Genomic DNA, 19,570 nt, shown 5'->3' on the forward strand with positions numbered 1-19,570 from the left:
TGACGGGACCGGGGCTCAGGCCGGGCTGAGCCTGGTGCGGATGCCGTCGAAGTGGGTGCGCATCGCGCTCACCGCGCGCAGCCCGTCGGCAGCCGCCACCGCCGCGACGATCTCGCGGTGCTGGGCGCAGGTGACCCACGGGTCCTGGTGGCCGTCGTCGAGGTCCTCGCGCACCCGGTCCATCGCCGCCCAGAAGGCGTCGAGCACCTCGCTGAGCAGGTGGTTGTCGAGCGAGGCGTACAGCGCGAGGTGGAAGGCCCGGTCGGTGGCGCGGGCGACCCGGCCGGTGCCGGCCTCCTCCTCCATCTTCGCCACCAGCGCGCGCAGCACTTCGAGGTCCTCGTCCGGGACCCCGGCCGCGACGGCGCCCACCAGCCCCGCCTCCAGGGCCTCGCGCACCTTCATCAGCTCGGCGAGGCCCGGTTCGCCCTGGCGGTGGCGGACCGCCGCACGGAAGGCGAGCCCCTCGGCGAACGGGGACAGCGAGAGCGAGCCCACGAAGGTGCCGAATCCACGCCGGATCTCGACGACGTTGACCGCCTGGAGCGACTTGAGCGCCTCGCGCACCGACACCCGTCCGGCCCCGAAGAGCTCCATCAGCTCCGCCTCGGTGGGCAGCGCGTCGCCCGGCGCGAGCCGGCGTTCCAGGATCAGTTCCTTGATCCTGCGCTCGATGTCCTGAGCCATGGTGGGCCGCGCCACAACGTCCTCCTGAGGTGCCGTTGCCCCTTGACCGGTCGCAGGAGCATCTGTTTAAGGTGAAGCTAGACATAGGACATCTTACGTCTCACGTCTCGATCCGAGTAGCCCGACAGGCTCCGGGTCGGTATCCCGATCAGCTGGAGCCTCCACCATGTCTCTGACCGCACCGCTGCACGGCGTAGTTCCGCCGGTCTGCACCCCGCTCGACTCCCGCGGGGAGGTCGACACCACGTCCCTCGCACGGCTCGTCGAGCACCTCATCGGCGGGGGCGTGCACGGACTCTTCGCGCTCGGGTCCACCAGCGAGGTCGCCTACCTCACCGACGAACAGCGCGCCACGGTCCTGGAGACCGTGGTCAACGCCACCGACGGCCGGGTCCCGGTGCTGGCCGGGGTCATCGACACCACCACGGCCCGGGTCGTCGAGCACGCCAGGTCGGCCGCCCAGCTGGGCGCGGACGCCCTGGTCGCGACCGCGCCGTTCTACACCCGCACCCACGGCAAGGAGATCGCCGGGCACTTCCGCCGGCTGCGCGCCGAGGTCGACCTGCCGCTGTTCGCCTACGACATCCCCGTCGCCGTGCACAGCAAACTGTCCGCCGCGCTGGTCCGCGAACTCGCCGAGGACGGCACCCTGGCGGGGCTCAAGGACAGCAGCGGTGACGAGGGCGGTCTGCGCCGGCTCATCGTCGAGCTCGGCGGCCGCGAGGGCCGCGCGCACGGTCCGGTGCCGGAGTTCAGCATCCTCACCGGCTCCGAGCTGACCGTGGACGCGGCCCTGCTGGCGGGCGCCGACGGCGTCGTCCCGGGTATCGGCAACGTGGACCCGTCCGGCTATGTGCGGCTCTACGAGGCCGCGCGGGCCGGGGACTGGACGCGGGCCGCGAGGGAGCAGGAGCGGCTCATCGAGCTGTTCGCCATGGTCGACGCCGGCCCCGAGGCGGACATGGGCCGCAGCTCCTCGGCGCTCGGCTCGTTCAAGTCGGCGCTCCGGCTGCTGGGCATCATCGACTGCGGCGACACCGCGTTCCCGCAGATCCAGCTGTCCGCCGAGTCGGTCGCGCTGGTCTCCGGGCTGCTGCGCGCCGCCGGTCTGCCGCCGGTCCGATGACCTCGCCCGCTCGGACAGCGCCGGCCGGGCGGCCGGTCGTCGGCCTCGACCTCGGCGGTACGAAGATCGCCGCCGCGCTCATCGGCGCCGACGGAACGGTCCTCGCCCGGCACAGCCGTCCCACCCCGGCCCGCGACGGTGCGACGGCGGTGCTCGACGCACTCGCCGCCGCGGCGGCCGAGGCCGACCCCGGCCGGAGCGCCGCGGTGCTCGGCATCGCGGCGGCCGGAGTGATCGATCCCCGCACCGGCATGGTCACCAGCGCCACCGACTCGATCCGTGGCTGGGCCGGCACCGCCCTCGGCGCCGGCCTCGCGGACCGTACCGGGTACCCGGTGGCCTGCGACAACGACGTACGCGCCACGGCCGGGCCGGAACTCGCGGCGCTCGGCGCGGACGGCAGGGAACACGGCTCACTTCTCTTCGCCGCCATCGGTACCGGGGTCGGCGGCGCGATCGCCGTCGACGGGCGGATGCTGCACGGCGCGTCCGGCATCGCCGGGCACCTCGGCCATCTGCCCAGCCCCGAGGCAGCCGGGCTGCCCTGCACCTGCGGCGCCACCGGCCACCTGGAGGTCATCGCCTCCGGGCCCGGTATCGCCGCCCACTACGAGCGGCTGACCGGCGCCCCGGTGGACCGGCTGGAGACCGTTGCCGTGCGGGCCGCGCGGGGCGACGCCGACGCCGTGTCCGCCATCACCACCGGCGCGGCCGCCGTCGGCCATGTGCTCGGCGGACTCGCCAACGCCCTCGGCCCCGACCGGGTCGTCGTCGGCGGCGGGGTCCCGCGGATCGGCCCCCTGTACGAGGAGGCCCTGCGGGCCGCCTTCGCCTCGGAACTGATGGAGCCGCTGCGCGGGCTCGTTCCGCAGGCGCCGCTCCTCGGCCACGACGCGGCCGTGCTCGGAGCGGCCGCCCTGACCACCACCCTTCCCCTCCACCACCCGGGAGCTCTCCGATGACCGCACAGAAACTGGCCGCTCTGCTTCAGGGCAAGCTGATCGTGTCCTGCCAGGCACCTCCCGGCGACCCGATGCGCGAGACGTCCACCCTGGTGCGCCTCGCGCAGTCGGCGGTCGCCGGCGGCGGCGCCGCGATCCGGGCCAACGAGCCGGCGGTCGTCGCCGCGATCGTCGAGGCCGTCGACCTGCCGGTCATCGGTCTCTGGAAGGACGGAGACATCGGGGTGTACATCACGCCGACCGTCCGGCACGCCCTGGCGGTGGCCGAGGCGGGTGCGGCCGTAGTCGCCGCCGACGCCACCGACCGGCCGCGCCCCGACGGCTCGGCGTTCGCCGATCTCGTCGAGGCGGTCCACGCGGCCGGCGCCCTGGTCATGGCCGATGTCTCCACCCTCGAAGAGGGGGTCGCGGCGGCCCGGCTGGGTGCGGACTTCGTCTCCACCACGCTGTCCGGCTACGTTCCCGGCACGCCGAAGCAGACCGGCCCCGACCTCGCTCTGGTCGCCGCGCTCTCGGCCGCGATCGACGTCCCGGTCGTCGCCGAAGGCCGTATCAACACCCCCGCGGAGGCGGCCGAGGCCCTGCGGCGCGGAGCGCACAGCGTCGTCGTCGGCACCGCCATCACCGCTCCCACGGCCCTGACCGCCCGCTTCGTCGCGGGCATCGCCCGGCCCTGACCCTCCCCCACCACGCGGGGCGGCTGTTCAAGGGCGAGCGCCGTCCCGCATCCTGGAGTCACCGTGCAGACCACATCACCCCCCACGCTCCCCTGGTACCGCCAGGTCAGCCGCACCCAGTGGAAGTCGTTCCTCGCCGCCTGGATCGGCTATGTCCTCGACGGCTTCGACTTCGTGCTGATCACCCTCGTGCTGACCGAGATCAGTGACGAGTTCGGCCTGAGCACGGTTCAGGCCGCCAGCCTGATCTCCGGCGCGTTCATCACCCGCTGGCTGGGCGGGGCGGTGCTCGGCGCCATCGGTGACCGGTACGGCCGCAAGCTCTCCATGGTGCTGAGCATCCTGCTGTACTCGGTGGGTACCTTCGCCTGCGGGTTCGCCTGGAACTACCACAGCCTGTTCGCCGCCCGGCTGGCCATCGGCATGGGCATGGCCGGTGAGTACAGCGCCAGCGCCACGTACGTCATGGAGAGCTGGCCCGCCGGGCTGCGCAGCCGGGCCAGCGGCTTCCTGATCTCCGGCTTCTCCGTCGGTTCGGTGCTCGCCGCCCAGGTCTACAACTGGGTGGTCCCCTCGCTCGGCTGGCGCTGGATGTTCTATCTGGGCCTCGTCCCGATAGCCATCGCGCTGTGGATGCGGCGCGCGCTGCCGGAGGCCGAGGAGTGGACGGAGTCCGTCGCGGAGAAGGGCGCCAGGCCCCATCCGTTCGGGCCGCTGTTCGTCACCCGCGGCCGGGCCACCGCCAACACGGTGCTGGTCGTCGTCGCCACGGTGTCGCTGTTCCTCGTCTTCACGCCCGGCGGCGCCGGGATGGTGCCGGTGCTCTCGGTGATCGCCGGTCTCTCGCTCGCCGCGTTCGCCGTGCAGTTGGGCGGGAAGCGCGGCTGGGTGCTGTATCTGTCGATGATCGTGACGCTGTTCTTCGCGTTCCTGTACTCGTGGCCGATCCAGGCCCTGCTGCCGACGTATCTGAAGACCGAGCTGGGTTACAGCACGGACCAGGTCACCGACGTCCTGTACTTCGCGGGTTTCGGCACCATGGCCGGCTGCTGGGCCGCGGGCTTCCTGGGTGACCGGATCGGGGCGAAGAAGGCGTACGCGCTGACGCTGCTGGCCTCGCTCGCCTTCGTCTATCCGGTGTTCGCCGTACAGAACAATCTGCTGCTGCTCGGCATCCTGCTGTTCCTGCTCCAGGCGACGAGCTTCGGCATCTCCGGTCTGCTGCCGCGCTACATCGGCGGGCACTTCCCGACGGCGAGCCGGGGTGCCGCGCTCGGCTTCACGTACAACGTGGGCGCCCTCGGCGGGGCCGTCGCCCCGGTCCTCGGCGCGCATCTGGCCTCCGGCATGGACCTGGGGCAGGCACTGGCGGTGCTGACGTTCGCGGGCACGGTGATCGTGGTGGTGCTGGTCGGATTCGACGTACCGGCGCGGCTGAACCGGCTGACGGACCCGGAGTCCACGCCGGACCATCTCGCGGTGGCGCCGGCCGGGAAACCCGTGCACGCACGGCGGTAGGCCCCCATCAGGTCAGTTCACGTCACGGGTGGAAGTGGGGCAGCGACTCGGCCACGCAGGCGGGCTTGACGGACCCCTCCAGCTCGAAGGTGAAGGCCCGGGTCATCTGTACCCCGCCGCGGGCGACCTCCGTCACCGCGGTGACCGCGGCGTGCAGCCGGACCCGGCTGCCGACCGGCACCGGCGCCGGGATGCCGTTCACGGCCGGCGGAACGGGCCGGCCTCCGTTCGTCGTGGTCGTGCGGGCGGCGGTCCAATACCGAATTACCGGTGCAGTGAGATGCGGGGCGTCTCAATAGATCGCCGGGCAGCCGGGAAGCACCCGCGGCGGCGCAGCCCGGTGGGCTGCGCCGCCGGGTTACGGCGGGGTGGTGACCGCTCTCAGGCCGCGATGCGCTCGAAGACCGCGGCGAGGCCCTGGCCGCCGCCGATGCACATGGTCTCCAGGCCGTAGCGGGCCTCGCGGCGGTGCAGTTCCCTGGTCAGCGTGGCGAGGATGCGGGCGCCGGTGGCGCCGACCGGGTGGCCGAGGGAGACGCCGGAGCCGTTCACGTTGATCCGCTCCTCATGGTCCTTCTCGCCGAGTCCCAGTTCGCGGGTGCAGGCCAGCACCTGGGCGGCGAAGGCCTCGTTGAGCTCGATCAGGTCCAGGTCGGCGAGGGTGAGCCCGGCGCGGGCGAGCGCCGTACGGGTGGCGGGGACGGGCCCGATGCCCATGGTGGCGGCGGGCACCCCGGCGCGGGCGAAGGAGACCAGCCGGACGAGCGGGGTGAGGCCGAGCCGTTGCGCGGTGGGGGCGCTGGTCACCAGGCAGGCGGCGGCCGCGTCGTTCTGGCCGCTGGCGTTGCCCGCGGTGACGGTGGCCTCCGGGTCGGTCTTGCCCATGATCGGGCGCAGCGCCGCGAGCTGTTCGGCGGTGGTGTCGGGGCGCGGGTGTTCGTCGGCGCTGACCACCGTCTCGCCCTTGCGGGTCCGTACGGTGACGGGGACGGTCTCCGCCTCGTACCGCCCCTCGGCAGCGGCCCGGCCGGCGCGCCGCTGCGAGCGCAGGGCGAGGGCGTCCTGGTCGGCGCGGCTGATGCCGTACTCGCGGCGCAGGTTCTCGGCGGTCTCGATCATGCCGCCGGGCACGGGGTGGTTGACGCCGCCCGCGGTGACCCGGCCCCGGGCGAGTGAGTCGTGCAACTGGAGGCCGGGTCCCTTGATGCCCCAGCGGCCGTCGTGCGTGTAGTAGGGGGCGGCGCTCATGACGTCGACGCCGCCCGCGATCACCACCTCGCTGAAGCCGGCCCTGATCTGCATCGCGGCGTCGAGGACGGCCTGCAGTCCGGAGCCGCAACGGCGGTCGATCTGCGTGCCGGTGACGGACTGCGGGAGCCCGGCGTCGAGCGCGGCGACCCGGCCGATGGCGGGGGCGTCGGCGGACGGGTAGGCGCTGCCGAGGATCACCTCGTCGACCCGGTCCGGGTCGATTCCGGTGCGGGCGACGACCTCGGCGATGACGAGCGCGGCGAGGGAGGCCGGCGCCTGCCCTGCGAGCGCCCCGCCGAAGCGGCCGATGGGGGTGCGCAGCGGTTCGCAGATCACGACATCGTTCTGGTCGGGCACGGCGGGACCTTTCCGTGGAGGAGACGGGGGCGGGAACGAGTTCGGGACGGGGATGCGCCGGAAGCCGGCACGGGTGTGGGGTGACCCTCGCACCCGGCTACTGAGTCGGTCCAATATCCAGATCCCCCTGATTCGAGACGCGGCGCGTCTCAATGGGGCGCGCAGTCACGAGGAGGGCGTGGGCAGGGCGTTCTCCGCGACGGCGAGCACCGCACGCAGGGCGGCGGACGGGTTGTCGGCCCGCCAGGCCAGGGCCGCCTGGCGCCGGATGGGCGGGCCGGCGAGCGGGCGGTAGACGAGGCCGTTCTGCTGGATGTGCTGGACGGAGGTGACGGTGAGGGTCACCCCGACGCCCGCGGCGACCAGCGCCAGAATCGTGTACGAGTCGGGGGCCTCCTGCACCACCCGCGGGTTGAACCCGGCGGCCTCGCAGGCCCCGACCATCGCGTCGCGCACGGTCGAGCCGGTGTTGGCGGGGAAGGAGACGAACGGCTCCTCGGCCAGGGCCTCGATGGAGATGCTGTCCCGGGCGGCGAGCGGGTGGTCGGAGGGGAGCGCGCAGACCAGTTCCTCCTCGTCGATCACCCGGTGGGCCACGCCCGGCTGGGTCACCGGCAGCCGTACGAACCCCAGGTCCAGCGAGCCGTCCGCGACCCGCGCCAGGGCGACGTTGGCGTAGGTCTGGCCCGTCATGACCAGCTCGATGCCGGGGTGGGCGGCGCGCACCGCCCGGGTCAGCCGGGGCAGCGTCTCGTGGCTGGAGGCACCCGCGAAGCCGATGCTGACCCGCCCGTACTCGCCGCGGCCCGCCGCCTTCGCGGCCCGTACCGCGATGTCGAGGTCGTCGAGCACGGTCCGTACCGGCTGGAGGAACGACTCCCCCGCGCTGGTGAGCCGCACCGAGCGGGTGTTGCGCTCGAAGAGCTGGACGCCGAGCTCCTTCTCCAGTTGCCGGATCTGCTGGCTCAGCGGCGGCTGGGCCATCTGGAGCCGCCTGGCGGCCCGGCCGAAGTGCAGCTCCTCGGCCACGGCGACAAACGCGGACAGATGACGCAGTTCCATACCCACCCCTCGCCTCGGCGATCATTGATTAATCAGTCGTCTTGATCCGACCTTAATTTGGTATTGGACAGCAATCAATGGCCGCTGGCACGGTAGGGCGACGCGCACGCATCGCAGGGCGCGGCGACGCACGCGCAGCGGAGGAGCACCGTGGCCACGACGGACCGGAAAGACAAGACGATGCCGATGAGGGCGGCGATCGCCGACTTCGTCCACGACGGTGACACCGTATGTCTCGAAGGCTTCACCCACCTCATCCCGACCGCCGCGGGGCACGAGATCATCCGCCAGGGCCGCCGGGACCTGACGGTCGTCCGGATGACCGCGGACATCGTGGTGGACCAGATGCTCGCCGCGGGGTGCGTGACGCGCCTGGTCTCCTCCTTCGTGGGCAACTCCTCGGCCGGTTCGCTCGGCGAGCTCCGCCGCCGCGTCGAGAGCGCCGACCCGGCACCGCTCGCCTTCGAGGAGTACAGCCATTACGGGATGATCTGCCGCTATCTCGCCGGTTCCCAGCGGCTGCCGTTCTATCCCCTGCGCTCCTACGGGGGCAGCGACCTGCCGTCCGTCAACAGCGATCTGCGCAAGGTCACCTCGCCCTACCCGGGCCCGGACGGCGAACCCGAGCAGATCTATGTGGTGCCGCCCGTCAACCCGGACGTGACGATCATCCACGCGCAGCGCGCCGACCGCAGCGGCAACACCCAGATGTGGGGGCTGACCGGCATTCAGGCCGAGGCGGTGTACGCGGCGGGGAAGGCGGTCGTCGTCGTCGAGGAGATCGTGGACGACGAGGTGATCCGCTCGGACCCGAACCGCACCCTGGTTCCCGCCCACGCGGTCGACGCGGTCGTCTGCTGCCCGCGCGGCGCGCATCCGTCCTTCGCACAGGGCTACTACGACCGGGACAACGCCTTCTACCGGGCCTGGTCGCACATCAGCAAGGATCCGCGGCGGCTCCAGGACTGGCTGGACGAGTGGGTGCGCGGGACGGCGGACCACGCGGAGTACGTCGAGAAGCTCGGCGAGGAGTTCTGGGCCGGGCTCGCGGTCGGCGAGGCCCTCAGCGAGCCGGTGAACTACGGGCGCCGGCTGTGAGCACGCACCGGTGTCGCACAGGTACGCGCACGGTACCCAGGACACGGGACACGGGACACGGGACACGAGAAGGAACGGGTCATGACCACCACCGCACCGGGCACCATCACCTCGTCCGAACTGCTCTCCGTCGTCGCCTCCCGCGAACTGGCCGCGCGCCGGACCGTGTTCGCCGGGATCGGGCTGCCGACCCTCGCCACCGAACTGGCCCATCTGACGGTCGCCCCGGACATCGAGGTGGTGTACGAGTCCGGGGTCTGCGGCGCCCACCCCTCGCGGCTGCCGGAGACGATCGCCGACGCCGTTCTGATCACGGGGGCGGAGGCGGTGATCTCGATGCCGATGCTCTTCGGCTGTGTGCTCCAGGGCGGCCACATCGACGTCGGGTTCCTCGGCGCCGCGCAGATCGACCGCTGGGGCAGCCTCAACACCTCGGTGATCGGCGACTGGGACAGCCCGTCGGTCCGTCTGCCGGGTTCCGGGGGCGGTGTCGAGGTGATGGCCAACTCCCGCGAGGTCTTCGTGGTGATGCGCCGCCACAATCCGCGCTCCTTCACCGCGGAGCTGGACTTCTGCACCACGCCCGGACCGGACCGCGCGCTGGCCGAGGGCATCCGGCCGCTGGGCGCCGGAGTCACCCGCGTCATCACCGAACTGGGCATCCTGGCCCGGGAGGGGGTGGGCGAGGAGCTTCGGCTGGTCGCCGTCCAGCCGGGCGTCACCGTCGAACAGGTCAGGGCGGCCACCGGCTGGGACCTCCGGGTCGCCGACACGGTCGAGGAGGTGCCACCCCCGACGGAGGACGAGCTGCGGCTGCTGCGCGAGGATGTCGACCCGGACCGCGTGTATCTGCGCTGAGCCGCACGACCCGCGGGATCCACAAGATCCACGGGACCACCGGATCCGTCTGTCCCCCACCCCGAGAGGACCGTAACTGCCATGCGTATCAGGATCGTCGGAGCCGGAGCCATGGGCCGCGGCATCGCCCAGTGGGCGGCCGCCGCAGGACACACCGTCGAGCTGTGCGACGTACGGACGGAGGCGGTCACCGAGGCGGCCGGCTTCGTACGCTCCATGCTGGAGCGGGCCGTGCAGAAGGGCCGGATGTCCGCCCAGGACGCGGCGGCCGCCGTGGACCGGCTCGTTCCGCTGGAGGACCCGTGGGCCGAGGGCCCGGAGGTCGAGCTGGTCATCGAGGCCGTGCGGGAGGACCTCGCCACCAAGGCGGAGGTCTTCGGCCGGCTGGAGCGGGCGCTGCCCGGATCGGCCGTCTTCGCGACCAACACCTCCTCGCTGTCCGTGACCCGGATCGCCGCCACACTGAAGGACCCGACGCGCCTGGCCGGGCTGCACTTCTTCAACCCGGTACCGCTGATGCGGATCGTCGAGGTCGTGCCCGGCGCGGCCACCCGGCCCGGCATCCCGCCGCTGCTCACGGAGCTCGTGGAGAGCTGCGGCCACCGCGCCGTCACGGTCGCCGACACCCCCGGCTTCCTCATCAACCACGCCGGGCGCGGACTCGTGACGGAGGCGCTCGCGCTGCTGGAGGAGAACGTGAGCGACCCGGCGGGCATCGACCGGATCGCCCGGGACGTACTCGGCCTGCGGATGGGCCCGTTCGAGCTGATGGACCTCACCGGTCTCGATGTGACCGCCGCGGTCATCGACTCGATCTGGGAGGGCTTCCGCCACGAGGACCGGCTGCGCCCCTCCTACCTGACCCCGAACCGGGTGGCGGCCGGGCTGCACGGCCGCAAGACCGGACGCGGCTGGTTCGCGTACGGCTCCGAGGCGCCCGCCCCGGCCGCGGAGGCGCCGGTCACGGGCGACGCGGACCGTCCGGTGCACGTCGTCGCCGACGCGGCGGACGAGCGGGACGCCACCGCCCTGCGCGAGGCGCTGACCGCTGCGGGCGCCACGGTCGAGTCCGGCCCGGAGCCGTCGGCCGGGGCCCTGGTGCTGGTCCCGGTCTGGGGCACCACGGTCGCCTCGGCGGTGGCCGCGCACCGGCTGCCCGCCGGGCGCACCTTCGGTGTGGACCCACTGCCGGCGGCCGGGCGCCGCCGGGTGCTGGCCGTGACACCGGCCGCAAAACCGGCTGCCGCCCGGGACGCCCGCGCGGTACTGGCACGGGCGGCGGACGGCGGCGGGCCGTTCGCGGTGTCGGTGGTACGGGACACCGCGGGCTCGGTCGCCCAGCGGCTGCTCGCCTCGGTCGTGTCGGTCTCGGCGTCCATCGCGGAACGCGCCCTGGCGACCCCGGCCGATATCGATCTGGCCGTCACCACCGGTCTCGGCTATCCGGTCGGCCCGCTGGCCTGGGGCGACCGGATCGGCGCGGCCCGGATGCTGGAGCTGCACCGGGCCCTGTACGCGACGACCGGCGACCCGCGCCACCGCCCGACCCGCTGGGTCACCGAACGCGCCGCGCTGGGACTGGCTCTGACGGACCCGGGCACATCCCCGGCGCAGTGCGTCGCGGACGTGCGTGACGGGGCGGATGCGGCCGACGCGGTGTGACGACGGGGTGTACCGGCCCCGCGCGACGAGAATCCATGTCATGCGTCCGGCATCGTCCGAGGTGGGCGGGGACATGACCGATTCGTACAAGACCGCCGGCGGCCGCCCGGCCTACGGTCGGATCATGACTCCACGACTCGACGCGATCGGCATCGCCACCGCGGATCTGCCCGCATCGCTCGCCTTCTACCGCCGGCTCGGCCTCGACATCCCCGCCGACGCGGAATCCTCACCCCATGTCGAAGTGGCGCTCCCGGGCGGACAGCGCCTGTTGTGGGACACCGAGGACGTCGTCCGCTCCTTCGACCCCGAGTGGCCGGGGCCGAAGGGCGGTGAGCGCCTCGGGCTCGCTTTCCTCTGCGACAGCCCGGCGGAGGTCGACGCGGTCTACGCGGAGCTGACCGCCGCCGGCCACCGGGGGCACCTGAAGCCGTGGGACGCCGTGTGGGGGCAGCGGTACGCGGTGGTGCTGGATCCGGACGGCTGCGCGGTGTCGCTGTTCGCCGCCGCCGGCTGAGCCTTGACGCACCGAACTGATGTCTGCGGGTAACTTCCGGGATGCAAGCCCGCGCTGCTCACCGGCGTACTGGTCCATAGGGGCTGTCGAGTCCGAACCGGCTTGCAGCATTATGTGGGCGTGATCACCATTCATCTGAAGTACGAGATCGACGCCGACAAGCTCGCGGATTTCGAGGAGTACGGCCGCCGCTGGGTCGGGCTCGTCAACCGGTTCGGCGGGACGCACCACGGCTACTTCCTGCCGAGCGAGGGCGACAGCGACATTGCCTACGCCCTCTTCTCCTTTCCCAGTCTCGCCGCGTACGAGCAGTACCGCACGGACAGCATGATCGACCCGGAGTGCCAGGATGCTTTCGAACTGGCTCGTATCACCCGCTGCATCAAGCGTTATGAGCGCCGCTTCCTGCGGCCGCTCGACGTCATGTCCTAAGGGCTGGGCTTGAACGGCTGCCCCGGACGCCAGGACATGGCGTGAAATTCTTCAACCGCGTGGCGAACTCGATGGCCTCTCCACCGCCGTCGGCATGAGCCGAGGGGACACGGCTCTACGGCCGTCGGGCGTTCGTCCGCGGCAAGCGCAGGCAGAACACCATCAAGACCGTCATGGTCAGCGACGGCCAGGGCCGCATGCTGCTGTCCGGCGCAGTGCGGCGGCGACGCATGCACGATCGGACGGCCTTGCGCACCGAGGACATCGCCGAGCAGTTCCGGACCCGTCCCACAGTCAAGGCCAGGGCCGACTCCGGGTACCAGGGGCTGGCCAAGGAGTTCCCCGACCAGGTCGGCGCACCCCCGAAGAAGCCCGCGGCCCAGGCGTGCGAAGGCGACGGATACGCCCGGCGGGAGGCCGGGCGCCGCCAGGCCCCGGCACCGGATCTGCGTCGAGCGCACCACCGCCGAGCTCCGACAGCGGGCGCCCCTGGTTCACCGGACAGCGCGACGTCCACGCCGGAACCCACCTCGCGATCGCCGGTCCTGTCTCCTGCCGCCGGGCCAACCCGCCCGGTCTCAATGTCCCCCAAGGCCGTAAGGCCTGTCGGGCGCGGCGAAGTAACCGGTCAAGGTGGCGCCGGCCAGTTCGCGCATCTCCCGGGCGAGATGCGCCTGGTCGGCGCAGCCCGCCGCCAGCGCGGACTCGGCGTACGGCATTCCGGACCGTACGAGAGCCAGCGCCCGCTGCAGCCGCAGGATCCGGGCGAGCGTCTTGGGGCCGTATCCGAAGGCCGCCAGCGAACGGCGGTGCAGCTGGCGTGCGCCGAGGCCGACCGCTCGGGCCGTGTCCGCGACGGACCGGCCGCTGTCCAGCTGCGCGGCGACGTACCGCATCACCGGGTCGGGCGGCGCGGTACCGGCCGCCCTGCGCAGGGCGATCTCCTCCAGGGCCGCGGCCGGGTCGACGGCCTCGGCGACCCGCTCGGTGAGTTCCCGGACCTGCGCGTCCGGCCACAGCCCGGCCAGCGCGATCCGGCGGTCGCGCAGTTCGTGCGCGGGCACGCCGAGCAGGGCGGGCGCCGTGCCGGGGGCGAAGCGAATGCCCGCAAAACTGCCGCCGTCGCTCGCGGACGCGGGTTCCGCGTGGGTGTCCGGGCCCGCGACGAGCAGCCGGCCGCCGATCCAGAGGAGGTCCATGCAGCCGTCGGGCAGCACCGGATGGACCGAACCCCGCGGCACGGTCAGGGTCCACACCTTCGCGCCGTACATCCGCGACGCGCGCTCTTCGTACCTGTCGCCCATGGCATCAGTCTCGCCGACGGACGGAAACGGGCGGAATCGGTTTCCCGGGGCGGCCATGGCGGCACTGACGGAGTTCACCACCGACAGCGGCGCGACGGTGGAGAGTGAGGGCCTGTTGCGAAAATGGATCGTCTGTCAGACCTGCCTGGGATGCTCCGAGCATGGAGATGACAGTGCAGCTGACGATCGACTGTTCCGATCCGCAGAGAATGGTGACCTTCTGGGCCGAGGCCCTGGGTTACGTGCCTGAGCCTGCGCCGGGCGGGCACGCCACGTGGCGTGCTTACTGGGCGGCGGCGGGGGTGCCCGAGGCAGAGTTGCCGGCCGGTGCCGGGGATATTCCGGAGTCGATCATCGATCCCGCGGGAGGTGGGCCGAGGGTGTGGTTCCAGCAGGTTCCGGAGCCGAAGGTCGCCAAGAACCGGTGGCACTTCGACCTGAAGGTCGGTGGGGGCCGTGACGTCCCGCTGGACGTCCGCTCACAGCGGGTCAAGGTTACGGTGGAACGGCTGGTCAAAGCTGGTGCCACCGTGCTGCGGATCAAGGACGAACCGGACATGGGGCTCTACGCCGCCGCCATGCAGGACCCCGAGGGCAACGAATTCGACGTCGTCTGAGGACCGTTGCGACGGTGCTGGTCACCGCCACTCGTTCACGGCTGCGACCAGCACCGTCGCCTCGTGGCGGACGGAGAGCCGTTCCCGGCGGGCGCGCCCAGCGGCCGTTCTCACTCGCCGGGCTGGTGCGGCTTGTCCGTCTCCTTCTCGCGGCTCGGCTGCAGCCTGGACTTCACGTCGTCGGGCGGCAGGAACCGGGACCACCGCTCCGGGAACTCGGACGGCATATAGGGGCTGTCCCTCTCGTCCCCGTACTCCCCCTCGTCGTCGTCCAGACTGTCGTCCCAGCTCTCCGCCTGGGTGCGGGCCACGAACTCCGCCGCCTGGACCGCGCGCATCCGGTCGTTGGCCGCACGCGCCGCGGCCGTCGCCACCGAGGGCCACACCCGGTCGATGGCCGCGTTGACGGCGGCGCCCACCAGCACCGCGAACGCCGAGATGCCGATCCACAGCAGTACGGCGATCGGCGCGGCCAGGGAGCCGTAGATCGTCGGCCCCTCGACCGTACTGGTGAGGTAGATCCGCAGCAGGAAGCTGCCCAGCACCCAGATCGCGAGGGCCATCAGCGCGCCCGGTGTGTCCTCGATCCAGGGTGAGCGGACGGGCACGGACACGTGGTAGAGCGTCGTCAGGAAGGCGATGGACAGCAGTATCACCAGCGGCCAGTACAGGACGCTTATCAGCTCGGTGCCCCAGGGGATGAACTCCACGACGCGGTCGGGGCCGACCACCAGGAGCGGCAGCACGACCGCGCCCAGCAGCAGCGCCACCACGTACAGCAGGAAGGCGAGCATCCGGGTCTTGACGATGCCGCGCTGGCCGTCGAGCCCGTACATCACGGTGATGGTGTCGATGAAGACGTTGACCGCGCGGGAGCCGGACCAGAGCGCGATCGCGAAACCGATCGAGATGACATCGGGCCGGGCCCCGGTGGTGACGTCCTCCAGGAGCGGCTTGGCGAAGTCGTTGACGCCCCGCTGGGAGAGCACGGTCTGCGCCGCACCGAGGATGTTGTGCTCGATGGAGGCGACCGTGGTGGTGCTGGTCCACTCGTCGACGTAGCCGAGGAGGCCGATCAGTCCCAGCAACAGCGGCGGCAGGGACAGCAGGGTGAAGAACGCCGCCTCGGCCGCGAGTCCCAGGATGCGGTACTCCATGCACGAGTTGACGGTGTCCTTGAGCAATTGCCAGACCATCTGCCGCTTGGAGACGTTGCGGTAGAGGACTCGGGCCCGGTGGAGACGGCCCGGCGGCCGCTCGGGTGTTTCATTTGCTGCCTGCACGTCCTTACCGTAGCGGCATGGCAGCCACCACCCACACAGTGTCCAACCAGACCCCTCCCCTGCACGGCTACGACGTCTTCTCCGCGGACCGGGCGCTCACCGAAGCCGTGGACCGGCACCTTCCGCCGGAGCTGCTCGACGAGGCGCGGGGCGGGCTCGTCGAGCTCGGCCGGGCCGCCGGCTCCGCGCAGGCGCAGCGGTGGGGCGCCCAGGCGAACGAGAATCCGCCCCGGCTGCACACCCATGACCGGTACGGGAACCGCGTCGACGAGGTGGAGTTCCATCCGGCCTGGCACCGGCTGCTCGGCCATGCCGTGGGCGCCGGTCTGACCGACGCCTGGGACCGGCCGGGCGGGCATGTGCGCCGGGCGGCCGGTTTCCTGGTCTGGACGCAGGCCGAGGCGGGCCACGGCTGCCCGCTCTCGATGACCCATGCGGCGGTGCCGGCGCTGCGCACCGATCCGGCGACGGCCGCCGAATGGGAGCCGCTGCTGACCTCGCACGTGTACCAGGAGGGGCTGCGGCCCGCCGGGGACAAGGCCGGGGTACTCCTCGGGATGGGCATGACGGAGAAGCAGGGCGGCACGGACGTCCGGTCCAACACGACGCGCGCCGAACCCCTCTCCGGCGAGGGCGAGTACCTGCTCACCGGGCACAAGTGGTTCTGCTCGGCGCCGATGTCCGACGGGTTCCTGGTACTGGCCCAGGCCCCCGCCGGTCTGACGTGTTTCCTGCTGCCCCGGGTGCTGCCGGACGGCGCCCGCAACGCCTTCGCGATCCAGCGGCTCAAGGACAAGCTGGGCAACCGGTCCAACGCCTCGGCCGAGGTCGAGTTCGACGGTACGTGGGCGCGCCGGGTCGGTGAGGAGGGGCGCGGGGTGCGCACGATCATCGAGATGGTGGCGGCGACCCGGCTGGACTGCGTGATCGGTTCGGCCGCGCTGATGCGGCAGGCGGTGGCGCAGGCGGTCCACCACGCCACGTACCGCAGCGCGTTCGGCGGGGTGCTGGTCGACAAGCCGCTGATGCGCAATGTGCTGGCCGATCTGGCGCTGGAGTCGGAGGCGGCGACGGTGCTGGCGATGCGGCTGGCGGCCGCGTACGACGCCGGGACCGGGAGCGAGCTGGCCTTTCTGCGGATCGCGGTGCCGACGGCCAAGTACTGGGTGACGAAGCGGTGCACGCCGATGGTGGGCGAGGCGCTCGAATGCCTGGGCGGCAACGGCTACGTCGAGGAGTCGGGGATGCCCCGGCTGCTGCGCGAGGCGCCGCTCAACTCGATCTGGGAGGGCTCGGGGAACGTCCAGGCGCTGGATGTGCTGCGGGCGCTCCAGCGCGAGCCGATGGCGCTGAACGCGTTCCTCTCGGAGGTCGGCCGGGCGCGCGGTGCCGATCACCGGCTGGACCGGGCGATCAAGGATCTGCTGACCGAGCTCGCGGATCTGCAGGGGATCGAGGCGCGGGCCCGGCGGCTGGTGGAGCGGATGGCTCTGGTGCTGCAGGGCTCGCTGCTGGTGCGCTGGGCGCCGCCGGAGGTCGCCGACGCGTTCTGCGCGTCACGGCTGGGCGGGGACTGGGGCTCCGCGTTCGGGACACTGCCGCACACCCTGGATCTGGCGTCGGTCGTGGAACGGGCGCGGCCCGTGGAGCGTTGACCGGACGGGGCCGGCAGGCCGGACGGGCCGTCGGGGCAGCAACAGAGGGTGGTGCTGCGCCGACACGGCACCACCCCCCATGCTGTACACACCGGGCTGCGAGGCCGAGGCCGCGCCGTCCGGTGTACCACCACTCTTGTACGGACCGGGGACCGTCGCCAGAGTTGCAGAGGGTTGCAACCATTGTGTCGAGTTGTGGCATCCGGCCCCCGGCAGCGGCAGGATGGGGCCCCGCGGCCTTGACACGGGAAACAAGAGGCTCCAGGGGGGATCCGGCATGGAGGCAAGTCCTGTCGATGTGATGCGGCTGGCTGTCCGGGAGGCGGACCGGGCCACGCGCCTGGTCCACCGGGCCCGCGAGGCCCGGCTGGCGGGCGAGCGCACGCCGGTCGCGCCGCGTGCCGAGATCGAGGCCTCGTGGAACCGGGTGCTGCGCAACGGGGTCGATCCGGAGAAGTCCACCCACAGCGTCCTGCTGGAGCCGGACGAGATCGAGCACCGGCGCCGGTGCTCCACGCTGGGTGAGGTGATGCCGCTGCTCGGCGACGCCCTGGCGGCCATCGCCGACGCCTCGCAGCAGATCATGGTGGTCACCGACGTGGAGGGCCGGGTGCTGTGGCGCCAGGGCAACACGGGAGTGCTGCGCCGGGCCGACGACATCTGTCTGGCCGAGGGCGCCGCCTGGTCGGAGGAGAGCACCGGCACCAACGCGATCGGCACGGCGATCGCCGCGCGCGCCCCGGTGCAGGTCCACTCGGCGGAGCACTTCGTGCGCAGTCTGCACGGGTGGACGTGTGCGGCGGCCCCGGTGCGCGATCCGCGGGACGGCCGGCTGATGGGGATCGTCGACATCAGCGGGCCCGCGTCCACCTTCCATCCGACGACGCTCGCCCTGGTCGGTTCGGTGGCCCGGCTGGCCGAGAGCGAGATCAGGACCCGGCATCTGGAGTCGATCGACCGGCTGCGCTCGGTGGCGGCGCCGATGCTGTGCCGGCTGGGCGGCCGGGCGATGGCCGTGGACGCCCACGGCTGGCTGGCGGCGGTCACCGGGATACCGCCGGTGGACCGGCTGCCGCTGCCGAAGTCCCTGCAGCCGGGCCGGGTGTGGCTGCCCTCGCTCGGGATGTGCCGGGTGGAGCCGTTGCCGGGCGGCTGGCTGGTGCAGGTGGCGGACGGCGCGGTGGACAACCCGCCGCGCCGGGTGGTCCTCGATCTGAGCCGGCCGCGCGGCCTCGCGGTGAATGTGGTGAGCCCGGTGGGCACCTGGACGCAGCGGCTCTCCCCGCGCCACGCCGAGCTGCTGTTCGCGCTGGCGCTGCGCCGCGAGGGGCGTACCGCGTCCGAGCTGGCGCAGGACATCTTCGGCGATCCGACCAGGACGGTGACGGTGCGGGCCGAGATCTCCCGGCTGCGGCGCCATCTCGCGGAGGTGCTGGCACACCGCCCGTACCGCTTCGGCGAGGGGGTCGAGGTGGAGGTGATCCACCCGGAGCACCCGGGCGATCTGCTGCCGCACTCGAAGGCCCCGGTGGTGACGGCGGCGCGCAGCGCCCGGTGAACGGTGTTCTCGCAGGTCCTGGGCGTCCGTCTGCCCAGGCCGGCTTGGGCCGGGGCCGCGGGACATGGTTTTCTGGCAGTCATGAGCAACCCCGCGCGCCCCGCCGAACCGACCGCCGAGGTGACCATCTGGTCCCTGGAGCAGACCTCCCCCGATGATCTGCGGCCCTCCGCCGCGCCGGAGGGGGACATCCGGATCGTCCGGTCCGGGATACCGCTGCCGGAGTTCAGCCGCTTCCTCTACACGGCGGTCGGCGGCGACATCCGGTGGACGGACCGGCTGACGATGACGTACGCGCAGTGGCAGGAGGCGCTGGACCGGCCCGGTGCGGAGACCTGGGTGGCGTACGCGGACGGGACGCCGGCCGGGTACATCGAGCTGGACCCACAGGACGACGGCGTGGTCGAGATCATGTACTTCGGCCTCATCCCGGCATTCCGGGGGCGCCGGATCGGCGGCCATCTGCTCTCGTACGGGGTGGCCCGTGCCTGGGATCTGGCGGAGCGGTGGCCGCAGCGGCCGGCGACGAAGCGGGTGTGGCTGCACACCTGCTCCAAGGACGGGCCCCATGCCATGGACAACTATCTGCGCCGCGGCTTCCGGCTCTTCGACACCCGGGCCGAACGGGAGCCCGAGGTCGCCACCCCGGGTCCGTGGCCGGGTTCCGGCCGGGAGCTGCTCCCGTAACCCGACGTCCGTAAGAAATGCACTGGTTGTCCGGATATCCGAGTGGCCCGGCGCCCGTCACTTCAGTGACGGGCGCCACATTGTCTCACCTGTCAGGACAGTCCCGTCCACATCATGGATAGTGGTGGACTGGTCCGAGATTCGCGTGACACGCTTCCGTCATGTCTGGAACTGGAATTGCCTTGGTGAGTCGACGCCACGTCGACCTCGGCCGCATGTCCAGCGCCATCTGTCCGGCGAGCTGAGAGTCTCCAGCACC

19 protein-coding genes and 1 pseudogene are annotated in these 19,570 nt (G+C 72.2%); 14 read left to right on the top strand and 6 right to left on the bottom strand.

The window, feature by feature from the left end:
• Positions 1-15: 15 nt before the first annotated feature.
• On the bottom strand, positions 16-702 hold the full coding sequence (locus OG322_RS05960) for a FadR/GntR family transcriptional regulator (protein ID WP_123463434.1): 687 nt from the start codon (positions 700-702) through the stop codon (positions 16-18).
• A 151-nt stretch (positions 703-853) separates the two neighbouring features.
• Between OG322_RS05960 and OG322_RS05965 the strand changes: the two genes are divergently transcribed.
• From OG322_RS05965 to OG322_RS05980, 4 genes are all read left to right on the top strand, one after another.
• Positions 854-1,813, top strand: coding sequence for a dihydrodipicolinate synthase family protein (locus OG322_RS05965; protein ID WP_329306145.1), 960 nt, complete (start codon positions 854-856; stop codon positions 1,811-1,813).
• The gene (locus OG322_RS05970; RefSeq protein WP_123463430.1) at positions 1,810-2,775 is read left to right on the top strand and encodes an ROK family protein; all 966 of its coding nucleotides are present in this window, start codon (positions 1,810-1,812) and stop codon (positions 2,773-2,775) included. The genes OG322_RS05965 and OG322_RS05970 overlap by 4 nt, the downstream gene beginning before the upstream one ends.
• Positions 2,772-3,452 (top strand): N-acetylmannosamine-6-phosphate 2-epimerase, encoded by a 681-nt coding sequence (locus tag OG322_RS05975; RefSeq protein WP_123463428.1) that lies wholly within the window; start codon positions 2,772-2,774, stop codon positions 3,450-3,452. The genes OG322_RS05970 and OG322_RS05975 overlap by 4 nt, the downstream gene beginning before the upstream one ends.
• A 63-nt stretch (positions 3,453-3,515) precedes the next feature.
• Positions 3,516-4,970 (top strand): sialate:H+ symport family MFS transporter, encoded by a 1,455-nt coding sequence (locus tag OG322_RS05980; protein ID WP_329306146.1) that lies wholly within the window; start codon positions 3,516-3,518, stop codon positions 4,968-4,970.
• 22 nt (positions 4,971-4,992) lie between these two features.
• On the opposite strand, the pseudogene OG322_RS05985 reads toward OG322_RS05980, so the two are convergent.
• The 3 genes and pseudogenes from OG322_RS05985 to OG322_RS05995 all read right to left on the bottom strand — a co-directional run.
• Positions 4,993-5,160: pseudogene (locus OG322_RS05985) on the bottom strand (MaoC family dehydratase); the annotation flags it as partial.
• A gap of 191 nt (positions 5,161-5,351) precedes the next feature.
• Positions 5,352-6,578, bottom strand: coding sequence for an acetyl-CoA C-acetyltransferase (locus tag OG322_RS05990; protein WP_329306147.1), 1,227 nt, complete (start codon positions 6,576-6,578; stop codon positions 5,352-5,354).
• A gap of 165 nt (positions 6,579-6,743) precedes the next feature.
• A complete protein-coding gene (locus tag OG322_RS05995) occupies positions 6,744-7,640 on the bottom strand; it encodes a LysR family transcriptional regulator (RefSeq protein WP_123463422.1) in 897 nt (298 codons plus the stop codon).
• A gap of 180 nt (positions 7,641-7,820) precedes the next feature.
• Between OG322_RS05995 and OG322_RS06000 the strand changes: the two genes are divergently transcribed.
• The 5 genes from OG322_RS06000 to OG322_RS06020 all read left to right on the top strand — a co-directional run bounded on the left by OG322_RS06000 (position 7,821) and on the right by OG322_RS06020 (position 12,207).
• Complete coding sequence (locus OG322_RS06000; protein WP_123466227.1) at positions 7,821-8,738, top strand: CoA transferase subunit A; 918 nt, start codon at positions 7,821-7,823, stop codon at positions 8,736-8,738.
• A gap of 81 nt (positions 8,739-8,819) precedes the next feature.
• Positions 8,820-9,596: a CoA-transferase subunit beta gene (locus tag OG322_RS06005; protein ID WP_123463420.1), complete on the top strand. Its 777-nt coding sequence runs from the start codon at positions 8,820-8,822 to the stop codon at positions 9,594-9,596.
• Between the two features lie 81 nt (positions 9,597-9,677).
• Complete coding sequence (locus OG322_RS06010; RefSeq protein WP_124285513.1) at positions 9,678-11,258, top strand: 3-hydroxyacyl-CoA dehydrogenase; 1,581 nt, start codon at positions 9,678-9,680, stop codon at positions 11,256-11,258.
• Positions 11,259-11,331: 73 nt separating this feature from the next.
• On the top strand, positions 11,332-11,775 hold the full coding sequence (locus tag OG322_RS06015; protein WP_123466225.1) for a VOC family protein: 444 nt from the start codon (positions 11,332-11,334) through the stop codon (positions 11,773-11,775).
• A 120-nt stretch (positions 11,776-11,895) separates the two neighbouring features.
• Positions 11,896-12,207, top strand: a complete 312-nt coding sequence (locus OG322_RS06020; RefSeq protein ID WP_123466223.1) for an NIPSNAP family protein — start codon at positions 11,896-11,898, stop codon at positions 12,205-12,207.
• A gap of 578 nt (positions 12,208-12,785) precedes the next feature.
• Here the strand turns inward: OG322_RS06020 and OG322_RS06025 are convergent.
• Positions 12,786-13,511, bottom strand: a complete 726-nt coding sequence (locus tag OG322_RS06025; RefSeq protein ID WP_123463415.1) for a DUF6597 domain-containing transcriptional factor — start codon at positions 13,509-13,511, stop codon at positions 12,786-12,788.
• A 161-nt stretch (positions 13,512-13,672) separates the two neighbouring features.
• Here OG322_RS06025 and OG322_RS06030 point away from each other — a divergent pair, with 161 nt between their 5' ends.
• Positions 13,673-14,128: a VOC family protein gene (locus OG322_RS06030; RefSeq protein WP_123463413.1), complete on the top strand. Its 456-nt coding sequence runs from the start codon at positions 13,673-13,675 to the stop codon at positions 14,126-14,128.
• 110 nt (positions 14,129-14,238) lie between these two features.
• On the opposite strand, the gene OG322_RS06035 is transcribed toward OG322_RS06030, so the two are convergent.
• Positions 14,239-15,411 (bottom strand): YihY/virulence factor BrkB family protein, encoded by a 1,173-nt coding sequence (locus OG322_RS06035; RefSeq protein WP_185095473.1) that lies wholly within the window; start codon positions 15,409-15,411, stop codon positions 14,239-14,241.
• A 17-nt stretch (positions 15,412-15,428) separates the two neighbouring features.
• Between OG322_RS06035 and OG322_RS06040 the strand changes: the two genes are divergently transcribed.
• From OG322_RS06040 to OG322_RS06055, 4 genes are all read left to right on the top strand, one after another.
• Positions 15,429-17,066: an acyl-CoA dehydrogenase family protein gene (locus tag OG322_RS06040; RefSeq protein ID WP_124285511.1), complete on the top strand. Its 1,638-nt coding sequence runs from the start codon at positions 15,429-15,431 to the stop codon at positions 17,064-17,066.
• Between the two features lie 277 nt (positions 17,067-17,343).
• A complete protein-coding gene (locus OG322_RS06045; protein ID WP_123463407.1) occupies positions 17,344-18,624 on the top strand; it encodes a GAF domain-containing protein in 1,281 nt (426 codons plus the stop codon).
• Positions 18,625-18,705: 81 nt separating this feature from the next.
• Positions 18,706-19,311, top strand: coding sequence for a GNAT family N-acetyltransferase (locus tag OG322_RS06050; protein WP_329306148.1), 606 nt, complete (start codon positions 18,706-18,708; stop codon positions 19,309-19,311).
• Positions 19,312-19,472: 161 nt separating this feature from the next.
• A complete protein-coding gene (locus OG322_RS06055) occupies positions 19,473-19,556 on the top strand; it encodes a putative leader peptide (RefSeq protein WP_309486338.1) in 84 nt (27 codons plus the stop codon).
• Positions 19,557-19,570: the final 14 nt, after the last annotated feature.

This window comes from Streptomyces sp. NBC_01260, from assembly GCF_036226405.1.
Lineage (GTDB): Bacteria > Actinomycetota > Actinomycetes > Streptomycetales > Streptomycetaceae > Streptomyces > Streptomyces laculatispora.